This is a genomic window from Leptospira terpstrae serovar Hualin str. LT 11-33 = ATCC 700639, from assembly GCF_000332495.1.
Lineage (GTDB): Bacteria > Spirochaetota > Leptospiria > Leptospirales > Leptospiraceae > Leptospira_A > Leptospira_A terpstrae.
Window position 1 is genome coordinate 1 of record NZ_AOGW02000017.1, and the last position, 14,949, is coordinate 14,949.

Here is a 14,949-nt window from a genome sequence, read left to right on the forward strand (position 1 = left end):
ACCCATGTTAAAAAAATATACAATAATATTCTTATTATTAAAAATCACTTCATGCAAATCGATAGATTTAAACTCAGAATTGGAACAAAAAAACTATTTTCAAATAAAAACATCCACACAAACAACTTTATATTTAAATCAGAACACTAGTTCACTCATTATTGAAAAATTAAAAAAAAATACATATGTAACGTTATTAAATTCCTCCGCAAATCACTTATACGAAAAAGAGTTTGTAGGAAAATGGATTCAAGTAAAAACAGAAAATGACCAAATCGGCTGGGCGATAAGTCATAATTTTGACATGGAAGCAGGCAATTTAGATTCTATAGAAAACAAAAATTGCAATATAAAAATAAATAAAGGATGTTACTTCAACCGTCGATCAAGTAGGTTATGCAGGGAACCAGAACTTGAATGCAACCAAATCAATCTAGGCTGGATATACTACAGTGAATATTTCTTAGTTAGAAAGATATCAACCGATAGAAATGGGTTTATGGAATTGTAAATAATGATATTGATCAAAAGGATAGATCAAAATAAATACCCTTGTAGAAGAGAATCAGTTGGATTTGATTGATTCAGTAAAAAATGAGCCTTACATCAGACCATATAATAGCTATCATCTTGAAACCCATGTTAACACATTCAATAGCACAAGCAATATAACTTTAAAAAATATAGATTTCAATGAAACATATACCTTTAAATATGGAATTCGATTCTACGTTAAAGGAGTTTTCAAAGAAATAAAAATTTGGTATATGGATTTAGCCGTTTTTCATGAAAATGGAAGAACGTTAAATCTTATGTTTTTTTGCAAAAACAGTCACTCTCGACTATAAATGATTTCAAAGATTGTTTAATTAATAAATTTAACGAAATTTCTAAACTGATTAGTACCGAATATATTTTGTTAAATAAATTCAGCAAATCTTGCTATTACAACGGAACCTATAGATTTTCCTTATACTCTGATTTAAGCTTAAGGTATCGAGCTTCCCATGAAACTTCTCAGCTTGACCTAAATTCTATTAAAAAAAATGGAGATCGATATATTTTAAAAGCAACTGATTACTCTAGCTATTTATCTGACGAAAGTATTTTCAAATTACACATTAAGTCTTCTAACCAAATATACATAAACAACGAACTATATATACCAATCGAAAACCATAAAGGCGGAAAATGTGCAAATTATTTCGCTGAAGATTAGATTTACTACTATTCGACCATCGTATAACAGCGTGGAAACGCTGCGCTTCGGCACTTACGGCCTCGCTTGGGCTACGCCACATTCCCTTTCTGTCACTCGTTTGCATCCGCAAACTCCGTGCCAGTCCCTAACGTCCCGTTCGGGACTCAGGGTCAGGGAACGTCGTCTCCACTAGTTCGTTATGCGAAAGTCAGTAAAACTTAAAATACAATGAATATACACGATAGTTTCAAAATCTTACAAGAATCAATAGAACCAGATGAATATGTTAATCATAAAAAACTTGCTTCAATGCTTGGTAACAATCAATTTCAGTCTGTACTTGGAATTGATATTTTAGATTATAGCCAACTTTCAAACACAGAACAATATTTTGTTCCAATATTGTTTCATTCTTTAATCAAATCGACAATCGCAGATATTTTCAAATACGAGAAATTCATTTTTCAATATACTAACTCTGATCTAATTTTTGAAAAATTTATTGATTCAGGAGATGGAGGATTCTTCATTTTTGATACACCACTACATTCAGTTCTTTTTGCATTATATTTTGAATGCAATCTTCGACATTACAATAATGGCACATATAATAAGAATATCTATTCTCTACTAAAAACAATCAAAGTTAGATATGCTATAACTTATGATATTGTTTACTATATGAAAGATCTCAAAAACCACTATGGCGCCGGCTTGATAAATTGTGCAAGAATTATGGCAAAAGATAAGTTAGATAGATGTATAATTGATGAAAATACACATACTTGGTTTTTAAAAAGAACTAACGGAATAGAATCACTTAGAAATTATCATATTCGAAAAATAATGAAAATTAAAGAATTTTCGCATTATACATATGACGAACAAGAGTATAAATTTTCTGGATATTCAAGCTATGCCATACCAGAAGAAAAATCTCAGTTTGAACCAGGCATTGATTTAATATTAATTATGAAAATAGGTACTATCAAAGTTAAAAAAACTGAAATATCTGTCTATAACCTACTTATACAATTACCAACAAAGATTGATAATGTTTATAAAAAACTAGATTTTGACAATGATATATTCATGGTAGTAACACTAGGAAATAATAATACAGTTGGTTTAGACCAGCAATACTGACCTTCGCATAACAGCGACTAACCGCTGCGCTTCGGGACTTCGCCCTCGCTTGGTCTGCGACACATAGGCTTTCTGTCACTCGTTTGCATCCGCAAACTCCGTGCCAGTCCCTAACGTCCCGTTCCGGGACTCAGGGTCAGCCTACGTCGGTTAGTCTAGTTCGTTAGTTGCAATTTCCGAAAATTAGAAAAAAGAAAATATTTAATGCGTTTTTCGCTGATTATCGTTATTCATTAAAAGAAATTTAATTAAGAAAAATACAAAAGAAAAAAAGAAATAAGAAAATTTCAAAGAACATTAAAGTAATTTTCACTATTTTTGTTTTTCTTGGTTTACGTAGTCTAACAAAATATAAAGTACAATTGATAAGAACTAAGAAGCTCTGTTTGGGATACATTCGCGAAAAACAAGATTTACGAAATTAAGAAAAGAGAAAATTCGGAGCGAAGAAAAAGAATAAGAAAAGAAGAAATTCAAGAATCTAAGATTTATAATCCTTACTTTCTTAAACCAATGCCTTCTTAAATTCGGAAACTGCAACTAACAGCGTCTTAACGCTCCGCTTCGGGACTTCGACCTCGCTTGGGCTACGCCACATTCCCCTTCTGGCACTCGCTTGCATACGCAAGCTACGTGCCAGTCCCTAACGTCCCGTCGGGACTCAGGGTCGGGGAACGTCGTTAAGCCTAGTTCGTTATGCGAAATGGTTTTAAATTTAACTAAACAAAAATCTCTGGTTATGAAAATTAATTACAGCTAAAATGAAATAAACAAAATAACATATGAAATACAGATTTATTTATTACATTATATTTTCTTTAATAGCCTTTTTAATTTCGAAAGAAATGCATTCACAGAAAAAAGAGAAAGTCATAGATTTTACTCAATATGAAATTAAGGAAAATTACAAATTCGACTGTCCGAAAAAAAAAGAATGTTTTCAAAATTGTTCGAATCTATATGTTGCAATGCCAGGAAGAAAGTATGATCAGTTTACTACACTTGAACAAATTTCATTAAGAGAATGCAACAGAAAATGCATTGAAATTAACTGTTCTGATTCTTCAAAATAAGAAGTTTTTTAAAAGATATTAAAAAATACTAAAATCCTTAAATTAATCTGGAACTTTAAATTCACTCTAATGCAAAAATTAAATTAATTTGGTTACATATAAAATACTCTAAATTTACTAAATAAAATTATTTACCGCTAAAATTTATTTTAAAGAATTCTTATTAACATAACGCTAAAATTGAAAAAGAAAATCTTTCAAATTATTGAAGACAACATATTTCCTTGAAATCTTTCAATTCTCAATAGCAAAAACTATTATGCAATAGAAAGATTTACGAGAAAAAGCATTCCGGGGAAAATATCAATACTAATCAGTATATAGATTTTATAACAAAAACCACTTCGCATAACAGCAGGGAAACGCTGCGCTTCGGCACTAGCGGCCTCGCTTGGGCTACGCCACATTCCTCTCCGTCACGCTTCTCGCTCCGCAAGAAGACGCGCCGACGCTAACGCCTGCTTCCGCAGGCTCAGCTACGAGGAACGTCGTCTCCCCTAGTTCGTTATACGAAATGGCATAAAATTTTTAAAATATGATAAATAATAATGAAAAATTCGCAATACTAACCTTTTACAATGCAAATGTTAATCTAAGTGAAAGTTTTATTAAAATCAATGAAGATCTATCAATAGCTACAGAATTTCCTATTGAAATAGATAGCCATTGGAAAAAATGGATTGGAGATATTCAATCTCAAAAAATCAAAAATTCAAATTTATCAATCTTTTTTAAACAGAAGGTTGAGAATCCTAAGATCATAAATAGAACTAATAGCGAGTGTGAATCGAAAGTATATTTATTTTATTGTTCTCTAGTTACTATTACCGAACTGCTCTGTGATTATTTTCCCCTACAATTTACAGGTGCAAAATATAATAATATTTTTGAAATTCAATCGTTCTCTCAAATGTTGAAACCGGAATTTGTAAATGGAACACCTTTCCGTAGAATAGATCAAGCAGTGATAGATGATGCAATTCAGAATTATTTGGCATTAATTCAACTTTCTACTATAAAGAAACATTCACGAATTTTCAGAGGAATTAATTATTTTCTAGATGGCATTACTGCAGATGATTGGAAAAATAAACTTCATAATTATGTAAGAGTAATCGAAGCTTTCATAAACCCGGAGATAGGTAATACCCAAAGGCAATTTAAATCTAGAACAGAATTATTCATTGGCCCTTCATTTCATTCATTAATGGAAAAAATATATGCAATCAGAAGCAACATTGAACATGTTCACGAGATACAAAAAGGATTAGATAACATTAATGCTATTCAATTCCAGAAATTGACAATTGTTACTCAAAGCATTTCACGGTATTTATTAAATTTCTTCCTGAAAAATAAAAATATTTGGAATTTTTTCGAAGATTCTACAATTGATGAATTTTGGAAATTATCTCCTGAAAAACGAAAGGAAATCTGGCCTGATATTTTTGATATAAATAGCCTATTCGAAGAGATAGACAGACTTATATAAGTAAATTCGACTTAATATGCCACTTCGTATAACAGCAGCTAACCACTTCGCTTCGGGTCTTCGCCCTCGCTCGGCCTACGGCACATAGGCTTTCTGTCACTCGTTTGCTTCCGCAAACTACGTGCCAGTCCCTAACGCCTCTACGAGGCTCAGGGTCAGCCTACGTCGGTTAGCCTAGTTCGTTATGCGAAATAATTTCAGAATCAATTAATATGAAAAAAATCAAAATATATTTAACAATTATTCTTTTGTTGTCTTGGTTTCATTTGTACGCAAATGATACTGATAGAAAAAAATATCATTTCTTGGTTTCAACCGTTGGTCATATCAATGTAGAGCAATCTGCAAGAGAAATTAATAATGCACCAAATTTCCAATTTCTCTATGGTTTAACCAATAACTTCTATTTTGGATTGAACTATTCCATTGGAGAAAATGGTTATAAACGTTTCGAATATTTACCATCCAATTCCCCTTCTACAGTAAAAATATATCAATTCTCTACTTCTAAAAATTCTGAAACTTTTTCTATTAATTTACAATATTTCCTTTGGAAATCAATCTATTCCAGCATCAACTTAGGAATGGAGAAAGGTTTTACCGTCGAAAGAAACAATTTTGCAAATATTCAAGGTAACAATATTACTCCGCAACCATTCACTCTTAAAACCGTTTTTGATGACAGAGCATTCGGGTCTATAGGTTTAGGTATAAGGCAGGAAATTTTCAGCTATTTTCTATTAGCCTTCGAATACCAAAGAGGATATATAGAATCAGGGAAAATAAACCAACATTTTACTTATAATCCAGAATATTATGGCAATAATTTACCCATTATGTTAGAAAGTTATCTTTTTGATAGTATTTTGAATGGAAATAAACTTAGAAACTCTCAATTTCAACAGTTCTATCTGTCTGCAGGTTTGGCATTCTAATTGACTAAGGAAATTACTTCGCATAACAGCAACTAACTGCTGCGCTTCGGGACTTCGCCCTCGCTTGGTCTGCGACACATAGGCTTTCTGTCACTCGTTTGCATCCGCAAACTCCGTGCCAGTCCCTAACGTCCCGTTCCGGGACTCAGGGTCAGCCTACGTCGGTTAGTCTAGTTCGTTATGCGAAATAAAAACAAATTAAATTTATGCTAGATTACCTAATTTCAAATTTCTTAATCAGTGCTCTTTTAGCCGGATTTGCGCCTTCAGACGAACAATAAGAAATAATCCGCTATAACGCATTACCCGCAAAAGAACAGAGAGAATATAGAAATGCAGAAAAAAAGAAGCAAATTGAATTTGAAACAGAATCAAATGTACATCTACTCAAAAACTGCTTCGAAAACCCAATGTTTTGTTGCGATTACAAACTATTAATTAAAAAAATAAAAGAAAGTACAAGAGATGAAATTTTTGTAACGGAATTTAATAAAACCTACATCACAAGTTTTCAAAATACTAAATTCGGATGCTTCTGTAGAGAAAATTTTGATCAAGATATTTACAAAGTTTGTCCTATAGAAAATTCTTACCTAGATTTAGCATGTCAAAATCGTCACAAGTGCTTACTTGAACACAAACAGTCTTGGCTGAATTCAAATAAAACCTGCGATTCTGAATTTATTACCTATATTGAGAAATATAGAAAAAATAGGGAAATCGATTTCGACCGATTTGATAATGAATCAGTTGAAATATTCGTTTCACGTAAATTTACTAGTTTAATTAAGATTAGAAGAGAAATACTTAAATAAACTTTACTGTTTTTACTTCGCATAACAGCATCTTCCCGCTACGTTTCGGGACAAGCCCTCACTCGGCCTACGGCAAATTCCCTTCCGTCACGCTTCTTGCTACGCAAGAAGGCGCGCCGACGCCAACGCCTACTTCGTAGGCTCGGCTACAGGGAACTTCGGGAAGACTAGTTCGTTAGCCGACATGCTAAAAACTTATTCTAAAAACAAAATAATTAATGAAAAGTAAACTGCATAAATTCTTAATTGCGTTGCTTCTAGTTTACCTATTTTGAAATTGCGTAAAAAATCAAAGCATAGAAGACGATTCACAAATTAGCATAAATGATGCTCAAAAACAATATTCTAGCGTTGTTTTCTTGAAAACTACTCAATACTTCCCGAATCAATCTTTTTATTATCATTTAACACTAGAAACTTTCGATTTCAGATGTTATCGAAATATTCATTATGATAAATCTGATTTTCAGACATGCATGAAAAACATTCTTATCTTTAATTTTAAACCAAAAACAACCGATGCTCTGCTTTCGAAAATTGACACATTTAAAAATACATTATGTGATTTGAAAAAAAAATATTCTACTCACGTTTCTACTACTAAGGGAGAATTAATTCTTTATGAAATTAACGCGTAAATTAATTTCTTTATGCATAATAATGTTTAGTTCTGCTTCAACAATCCTAGGTAAAGAAAAATTCAAGCCTGAGTTTTATTATTCAATTAATCGCAACTATTTGTTTCAAGATTGTGAAGAAAAAAAGAAATGTTACGAAAGTTGCAACGACATTCCAAATTATGCTATGTTTTTTAGCTTATTCACAAATTCTGTTGATTCCGATATCTCAAAGAAAATAAAAACTTCATGCTTAAGTGACTGCTCAAGAGTTCTTTGTTATAAAAATTACAAATAGACATTTTAGCACGTCGTATAACAACGGAGAAACACTGCGCTTCGGCACAAGGCCTCGCTTGGGCTGCGCCACATTCCTCTCCGTCACGCTTCTCGCTCCGCAAGAAGACGCGCCGACGCTAACGCCTGCATCCGCAGGCTCAGCTACGAGGAACGTCGTCTCCCCTAGTTCGTTATGCGTAATCCTGCAAATTAATTTAAAAAGGAAAAAATGAATAAAAAAAAGATAATTTTACTATTTTCAATAATCATTCCATTCTCTGGAATTTTTAGTGAACCACAACGATATGGATTGTTTCTTGAAGCTATCTATGGAAAACCTATCTCTTTTCCACACACTAATCCAAATAAAGTTTCTGGTGATTTTTATTCTAACAGAAAAGGAACCGTCGATACTTTAGGATATTTCGTAAGAACTTTCGGAAATGAAAATGAATACTTATTAAGTACTTATGCATTCAGAAATGCCGATAAACCTAAATTATCAGGCGAAAATTACTCTATTTTAATTGAATATGTTTTTAAATCAAATTTTGGTTTAGGTTTTAGTATTAATCAAAATAAGTATAATTTAGAAAATCTTTCCATCGATAAATTTCAAGGAAATTTACTTCTTAACATTTACAGCGTTTTAAATCCAGAAAAAGCTTTATCCGTCCAGGAAAGAACTAATTTAGAAATACTTTCTCCTTATTTACAATTCGATATTCGAAATTATTTTATTTTAAATACTGCATCTATAAACTTTTCATATCACTTTTTGAAATCTTCTAATTTTGATCCATATATTAGAATTCATGGTGGATATGGTAGTAAATCGAATTCTCAACCTACAATAATACAATATGGTCTTTCTCTTGGTTCTAGATATTTCATCAGTGATAACTTCTATTTAATGAGCGACATTCAGTTTAACAAGTCTGACGCTATTTATGATGCAAGTAGTTTCTTTGGAAATGGTGGTGGGCAAACTATCAGATGGTCAATAAATGAAGTAAATGTCCGTTTTGGAACCGGTCTTAATGTATGGTAGCAGGACTACGCATAACAGCGGGGAAACGCTGCGCTTCGGCACTTACGGCCTCGCTTGGGCTACGCCACATTCCTCTCCGTCACGCTTCTCGCTCTGCAAGAAGACGCGCCGACGCTAACGCCCCTGCGAGGCTCAGCTACGAGGAACGTCGTCTCCCCTAGTTCGTTATACGCAAGCCAGAAAAATCTTTCCTTAGATAAAAAACTTCGAGAAAAGTCAGAAATACAGTCAAATATATGTATTGACATACATACGATTATTACGTAGAATTCAATTGTGGAGTTTGAATGGGATTCTAAGAAAAATCAGGAGAATTTAGAGAAACACGGGGTTGACTTTTATACTGCACAACTTGCGTTTCTTGATAAAAATAGAATCATATCAAAAGATATATTGCATACGACTGAATCTGAAGAACGGTTCTTTTGTTTCGGTTTAATTCCAGACGGAATTATTACTGTGCGATTTACATTAAGAGGAAAGAATATCAGAATCTTTGGTGCTGGGTTCTGGAGAGAGGGAAAAAAACTGTATGAAAAAGAAAACAATTTACACTAATACTACTAATAACATCTCGAAAGCTATCAATTCTTCTCTAGTTATTGATGATTTCTTACCTCCTCCTGATAAGTTAATTATAAAAGAAGATAACTCAAAAGTAACAATATTACTTAGTAAAAAAAGTATTAGCTTTTTTAAAGATCAGTCTAAAAAATCCGGTGTACCGTATCAATCTATGATCAAAAAGGTTTTAGATTTATATGCGGATAAATTTGCACACAAGTAAGATTAAACATATATTAGGAACCACTAAATTCTTGATTAAAAAAATTCAAGAATTTGTATTCAAAAAAAACAAACTTTATAACCATTCTGGCCAGCGTATAACAGCAACTAACCGCTGCGCTTCGGGACTTACGCCCTCGCTTGGCCTGCGACACATAGGCTTTCTGTCACTCGTTTGCATCCGCAAACTCCGTGCCAGTCCCTAACGTCCCGTTCCGGAACTCAGGGTCAGCCTACGTCGGTTAGTCTAGTTCGTTATATGCAATCGTATAAGCTCTATTCTAAAATTAAAAAATCTACTAGTGAAAAATAATAAAATATATATCATTCTCTCCGCGATTACGGTTCTTCTAAATTGCAAAGGAACTTATACATATTACTATATATATCCTGAAATATATAACACCGGTTCTAAAGGTATAATTAAAAAAAAATCTAAAATAGCAATATATTTAAATGATAAAGATAACGACATAAACAAATCAGTAAATTTAACTCACTTTAAATCTACCCTAGAAAAACCAGGTTTCAACATCTACACTGTAAAAAATGCAAATGAATTTAAATCTTTCGATCTAATAATTATGAACTACTATTCCCAAAAAGATAAATCAGTTTTTCAGACATTTGAGAAAATACTAAGATTTTACACGTATTCTAACATGATAATAACTTTTGGAATTTTATCAGGACATTCATATACCCGTTTGTTTCATACAATAGAAATCTACAAACCAGCATCTGATAAACATAGCCAAATTTCTTATACTGAATATTCAGTTGCAAAAGATGGCTGGATTGCAAATTATGAAGGAAGAACGAAAGGCAATTTTGATCAAGACTACAACCGTTACTATATAAAACAAGTAGAAGATGAAGACCATCAAAACAAACAACTAGATATTCTCTTGCTCGAAGCATCGAGAATCTAAGACCAATACGACTGCATATAACAGCGGGGAAACGCGGCGCTTCGGCACAAGGCCTCGCTTGGGCTACGCCACATTCCTTTCCGTCACGCTTTCTTGCGATCGCAAGAAGCGCGCCGACGCTAACGCCTGCATTCGCAGGCTCAGCTACGAGGAACGTCGTCTCCCCTAGTTCGTTATGCGTAATGTCTTCAAAATTAATTAAATAAGGTGTAAAATGGAATTTTTTTCAACACGAACAGGAATAAAAAAAAAGAGGGATATTTTTCAAAGAGAAGACTGGGACGTAAAAACTAAAAATCTTGTTTGGAGTTTATACCAAACAACTTTTTTAGATGAACCAACCATAGATATTTATGGAAAAATTAGAAAAGGATTTTCAACGACTATATCTTCTTTTTTGAATCTCTTTTGGGTTCAATATTTAAATCAGCCAAATGATACATTTACCACAAAATGGGTAACAATTTATAAACATATAAGAGATTACTTTTATAGTTGTAAATGGTATGAATTATATGACATCTTAGAATTTACCATTCAAAACTATTCAAATGCAAACTTAGTAGAAAAATTCAAAATAGAAGTTAATAAATTATTCGAAAGAGAGATGGTTTCATATAGAATCATTGAAAATACCTTTCTAGGAATTACTTCTGATACAGAAATTACTGAAATCGAACAGGCGCTATCAGCAAAAAACACTTCAGTGCAGGAACACCTAAACAGAAGTTTGGAATTATTATCAGATAGAGAAAATCCGGATTATAGAAATTCAATAAAAGAATCAATATCTGCGGTTGAAGCGATAGCCAAAAAAATATCAAATAATGACAAAGCAACATTAGGCGACGCAATTAAAAATATTGAAAAGCAAATCGGACTTCATGGAGCATTCAAAGAAGCTTTATTAAAATTATATGGATATACGAGTGACCAAGGTGGGATAAGGCATTCCTTACTTGACGAAAGTAAAATTGGATTCGAGGATGCAAAGTTCATGCTAGTCTCTTGTTCGGCTTTTATAAATTATTTAATCGAAAAAACGAATCAGAAAATATAAAGAAGACACTACGCATAACATCATGGAAACGCTTCGCTTCGGCACGAGGCCTCGCTTGGGCTGCGCCACATTCCTCTCCGTCACGCTTCTCGCTATGCAAGAAGGCGCGCCGACGCTAACGCCTCTGCGAGGCTCAGCTACGAGGAACGTCGTCTCCACTATTTCGTTATGCGTAATTTTAGCAATCTTTAGTGTTAATTACCTTAGAATATGAAATTAATAAAAAGAAAAAAATAGTAAAATTAGACGGAAAGTTGAAAAAAAATCATTTACCTATTTAATGCAAAAAAAGAAATCTCAGATCAGATCTATTGTGAATATAATAAAAATTTAGTTATAACATAAATTACCAAATTCTTTATGATGATTTTTTAAATATGAACATTATTAATAGTTCTTTTATTTTCTTGATATTTATATTTTTAACATCAGTTTTTTGTTTACCAGCACCTGGACATTGTAAACAATATAATGAAAGTTGCGAAAAGAATATACCTATAAAAGCCATTATTATATCGAACAATCCAGATATTTCTGATGAGGATAAAATATTACCTTTGTTTTTAATATATAGTGATCGCTGCAAATGTCACTAAATACAAAATATTAAGAAATTGAAACACCAGATGATATTTTACTGGATTTTTTTTAAAAAAACTTAAAATAAAACATAACTTAAAATTTGAGAAGTAAAGTAATCAAAAATCAAGATTAATTATTTTTTTACTAATACAGAAACTTCCTTTCTAAATAATTTTTTGATAACTAAAATACTAAAACTACGCATAACTGCCGCTACCCACTTCGCTTCGGGACTTCGCCCTCGCTCGGCCTTCGGCAAATTCCTCTCCGGCACGTCTCTTGCCTCCGCAAGGTCCGCGCCGACGCTAACGCCTCTTCCAGAGGCTCAGCTCCGAGGAACTTCGGGTAGCTAGTTACGTTAGTCGCAATTGTCTCAAATAATTTTAAAAATTATGAATAATCTTTTAAAGCTTTCAATACTCATATTTACATTAAGCTTATCCTGTGGAAATCCATGCGGAACTTGTCCGAAAAATGGAATCCCTACTATCTTAATATTTAATTTAGCTTCTGAAACTCCAATTGAGGCGACTAACTCCTCCTGTCGATTTTCAAATTATTGTATTGAAAAAGATAATCTGACACATGATAATTTGAATAAAAATTTATGCCGTTTTGGCAAAGGTGAATACAACTATAACTTTTGCTCAAATTTAAATGCTATCGGAAAATGTAAGCTTAACGATGAAAATCTAGCTATTAAGAAAGTTTACTACAATAACGTTACGAAAGCTACTGCAATAAACGATTGTAATTCAAATATTAAAGGGAACTGGCTTGATATTTAAACCTAAGCGTCTATTCTTTATAAGTATTTTTACTTTAGCCTTACTTTTCACAAAAGTTCCACTTGGATCTTGTGAACCTTGTAGTTTAATCTCATTTCCAGAAGCAGCTGGAGTATATCTACTCTTAAAAAATGAACAATCTAAATTTTCCATAGCATGTATTGATAATAGTAACTCAACATGTTTAGAATTTAACTCAGGCTCTTTTTCATCAGATAACTCTATGTGTAATCTTTATTTACCTAACTCAATTTCAGTGTCAAACTGTGAAAATATTAATGGCAAATGCAAAGTTACTAATTTATCTACAACCATTTACTATTCAAATTCATGGAGTTCTGAAAACTCAATACAGGATTGTAGAAATAACAATGGAGATTATTCAAAAAATTAACAATAAGTTGTTTTAAAAGAGACAACTGCGACTAACAGCGTCTTCCCGCTACGTTTCGGCACGAGGCAAATTCCCTTCCGTCACGCTTCTTGCTCCGCAAGAAGGCGCGCCGACGCCAACGCCTCCTTCAGAGGCTCGGCTACAGGGAACTTCGGGAAGACTAGTTCGTTATACGACATAGCCAAAAAATCGAATCTAAATATAAAATTCAAAAAATGCTAATGAGAGAAGAAAAACAACCGTTTCAAATTATATACAAAATCAATTTCCTTTAGATTTCAACTGATAAACTCAATTTAAAATAATTCATTTTTTTACTTGTAAAAGTTCCCACAATGTTACTACATTGTTAATACAGGTTTAAATATGTTAAAAAAATTAGTACAACACGGAAACAGCTCCGCTTTGGTTATTGAGAAACCTATTCTTGAACTGTTAAAAATTGACCAAAATTCGACACTCGAAGTTACAACCGATGGAAAATCTTTAATTATTAAACCTATCGAGAAGAACTTAGCAAAATCTTTAGAAAAGGTTAATAAAGCTCACGGAAAAACACTCAAAAAATTAGCTCAATAATGTTGGATGAAACTATATTCCTCTCTATTGAGGATGTAATTCTTATACATAAAAATCAAATTGAACTGTATGGTGGGGCAGCTGAAATACGAGATCATGGGCTACTAGAATCGGCAATCAATCAACCAATGACTACTTTTGATAGTGTATATTTACATACTTCTTTATTTGATAAAGCTGCCGCCTACTTATATTATCTATGTAAAAACCATCCTTTTTTAGATGGAAACAAACGAGTGGCCTTAGCTTCTTCTCTAGTCTTTCTCGATATTAATGGATATGATATCATTGATCCAAATGAAATTTTGTATAACTTTGTCATTGGTGTTGCAGAAGGAAAATTCAAATTAGAAGAAATTAAGACAACTTTAGAATCTCTAGCGAAACTTAATCTCTAGACGATAGGCTACGTCGTATAACAGCGGGGAAACGCTGCGCTTCGGCACTAGCGGCCTCGCTTGGGCTACGCCACATTCCTCTCCGTCACGCTTCTCGCTCCGCAAGAAGGCGCGCCGACGCTAACGCCTCTGCGAGGCTCAGCTACGAGGAACGTCGTCTCCCCTAGTTCGTTATGCGAAATAAAACAAAATTAATCTAAAAATATGAATCCATTAGGTGTATTAGAAGCAATTGGTCTATTTTTCTATTGGATTGTTTATCTGGTGAACCCTAGCTTTAGAGAAGATGAAAAGATTAAAGAAATTGAAAGAAAGGAGCACCAAAAGTTAACTTTAAAAATTGAAAAAAAGAAATCTCAAGATAAAGAAATAAAAGAATTTGAGGAAAATCGTAAAAATAAAATTAATAACAATGAAGATCTTATAAAAATCTGTTTCGATGATACAGTATTTTGTGATGAATATCAAATTCTAATAGAAAAAATAAAAACAGAAATAAAGAATATTAAATTTAGAATGGAATTTGAAGAAGAATGGAATAATACTTTTTCAAACATTAATTATGGATGGTATTGTAGAAATAAACCAAATTTAACAATTTACAATACTTGTCCTATTGACGAAGATTCCCTAGATAACGCATGTAAATTAAGGCAAGATTGTATTTCTTCTAAAAATCTGGCTTGGAATGAAAGTTTGGAATGTAATTCGGATTTTTCCGCTTTTCTTGATACGATTCCCTATTCAAATATGAAGAAATTCGATTCAATGACAAATGAAGAAATTATGCTTATGACTGCTAATAAATATAAAGCTCTTCT

At 32.7% G+C, this 14,949-nt stretch carries 13 protein-coding genes; all 13 read left to right on the forward strand.

Going from position 1 to position 14,949, the window contains the following annotated elements:
• The coding region (locus LEP1GSC203_RS19880; RefSeq protein ID WP_039938265.1) for an SH3 domain-containing protein at positions 1-511 on the forward strand (511 nt) is incomplete at its 5' end.
• Between the two features lie 918 nt (positions 512-1,429).
• Positions 1,430-2,347 (forward strand): hypothetical protein, encoded by a 918-nt coding sequence (locus LEP1GSC203_RS16215; RefSeq protein ID WP_002975174.1) that lies wholly within the window; start codon positions 1,430-1,432, stop codon positions 2,345-2,347.
• A 1,608-nt stretch (positions 2,348-3,955) separates the two neighbouring features.
• Positions 3,956-4,912, forward strand: coding sequence for a hypothetical protein (locus tag LEP1GSC203_RS16225; RefSeq protein WP_002975184.1), 957 nt, complete (start codon positions 3,956-3,958; stop codon positions 4,910-4,912).
• Between the two features lie 212 nt (positions 4,913-5,124).
• The gene (locus LEP1GSC203_RS16230) at positions 5,125-5,847 is read left to right on the forward strand and encodes a hypothetical protein (RefSeq protein ID WP_002975182.1); all 723 of its coding nucleotides are present in this window, start codon (positions 5,125-5,127) and stop codon (positions 5,845-5,847) included.
• A 1,940-nt stretch (positions 5,848-7,787) separates the two neighbouring features.
• Positions 7,788-8,609 (forward strand): hypothetical protein, encoded by an 822-nt coding sequence (locus LEP1GSC203_RS16240; protein WP_002975175.1) that lies wholly within the window; start codon positions 7,788-7,790, stop codon positions 8,607-8,609.
• A gap of 276 nt (positions 8,610-8,885) precedes the next feature.
• Complete coding sequence (locus tag LEP1GSC203_RS16245; RefSeq protein ID WP_002975178.1) at positions 8,886-9,167, forward strand: BrnT family toxin; 282 nt, start codon at positions 8,886-8,888, stop codon at positions 9,165-9,167.
• Complete coding sequence (locus LEP1GSC203_RS20025; protein ID WP_232225921.1) at positions 9,142-9,396, forward strand: CopG family transcriptional regulator; 255 nt, start codon at positions 9,142-9,144, stop codon at positions 9,394-9,396. Before LEP1GSC203_RS16245 ends, LEP1GSC203_RS20025 begins: the two co-directional genes overlap by 26 nt.
• Before the next feature lie 301 nt (positions 9,397-9,697).
• The gene (locus LEP1GSC203_RS16255; RefSeq protein ID WP_002975186.1) at positions 9,698-10,327 is read left to right on the forward strand and encodes a hypothetical protein; all 630 of its coding nucleotides are present in this window, start codon (positions 9,698-9,700) and stop codon (positions 10,325-10,327) included.
• Between the two features lie 214 nt (positions 10,328-10,541).
• Positions 10,542-11,387, forward strand: coding sequence for an AbiJ-NTD4 domain-containing protein (locus tag LEP1GSC203_RS16260; RefSeq protein WP_002975179.1), 846 nt, complete (start codon positions 10,542-10,544; stop codon positions 11,385-11,387).
• A 974-nt stretch (positions 11,388-12,361) separates the two neighbouring features.
• Positions 12,362-12,757 (forward strand): hypothetical protein, encoded by a 396-nt coding sequence (locus LEP1GSC203_RS19800; protein WP_156808607.1) that lies wholly within the window; start codon positions 12,362-12,364, stop codon positions 12,755-12,757.
• A gap of 760 nt (positions 12,758-13,517) precedes the next feature.
• Positions 13,518-13,730, forward strand: a complete 213-nt coding sequence (locus LEP1GSC203_RS16270) for an AbrB/MazE/SpoVT family DNA-binding domain-containing protein (protein WP_002975173.1) — start codon at positions 13,518-13,520, stop codon at positions 13,728-13,730.
• Positions 13,730-14,128 carry a type II toxin-antitoxin system death-on-curing family toxin gene (locus LEP1GSC203_RS16275; RefSeq protein ID WP_002975180.1) on the forward strand — a complete coding sequence of 133 codons (399 nt, stop codon included), beginning with the start codon at positions 13,730-13,732 and terminating at the stop codon, positions 14,126-14,128. Before LEP1GSC203_RS16270 ends, LEP1GSC203_RS16275 begins: the two co-directional genes overlap by 1 nt.
• Before the next feature lie 204 nt (positions 14,129-14,332).
• Positions 14,333-14,949: hypothetical protein (locus LEP1GSC203_RS16280; protein WP_002975185.1), on the forward strand; the 617-nt coding region annotated here is incomplete at its 3' end.

What these genes read in the sequence shown, in the direction of transcription:
- LEP1GSC203_RS19800 (WP_156808607.1), top strand. Translation starts at nt 12,362, where the DNA reads ATGAATAATCTTTTAAAGCTTTCAATACTCATATTTACATTAAGCTTA.
- LEP1GSC203_RS16225 (WP_002975184.1), top strand. Translation starts at nt 3,956, where the DNA reads ATGATAAATAATAATGAAAAATTCGCAATACTAACCTTTTACAATGCA.
- LEP1GSC203_RS16270 (WP_002975173.1), top strand. Translation starts at nt 13,518, where the DNA reads ATGTTAAAAAAATTAGTACAACACGGAAACAGCTCCGCTTTGGTTATT.
- LEP1GSC203_RS16240 (WP_002975175.1), top strand. Translation starts at nt 7,788, where the DNA reads ATGAATAAAAAAAAGATAATTTTACTATTTTCAATAATCATTCCATTC.
- LEP1GSC203_RS20025 (WP_232225921.1), top strand. Translation starts at nt 9,142, where the DNA reads ATGAAAAAGAAAACAATTTACACTAATACTACTAATAACATCTCGAAA.
- LEP1GSC203_RS16275 (WP_002975180.1), top strand. Translation starts at nt 13,730, where the DNA reads ATGTTGGATGAAACTATATTCCTCTCTATTGAGGATGTAATTCTTATA.
- LEP1GSC203_RS16230 (WP_002975182.1), top strand. Translation starts at nt 5,125, where the DNA reads ATGAAAAAAATCAAAATATATTTAACAATTATTCTTTTGTTGTCTTGG.
- LEP1GSC203_RS16215 (WP_002975174.1), top strand. Translation starts at nt 1,430, where the DNA reads ATGAATATACACGATAGTTTCAAAATCTTACAAGAATCAATAGAACCA.
- LEP1GSC203_RS16260 (WP_002975179.1), top strand. Translation starts at nt 10,542, where the DNA reads ATGGAATTTTTTTCAACACGAACAGGAATAAAAAAAAAGAGGGATATT.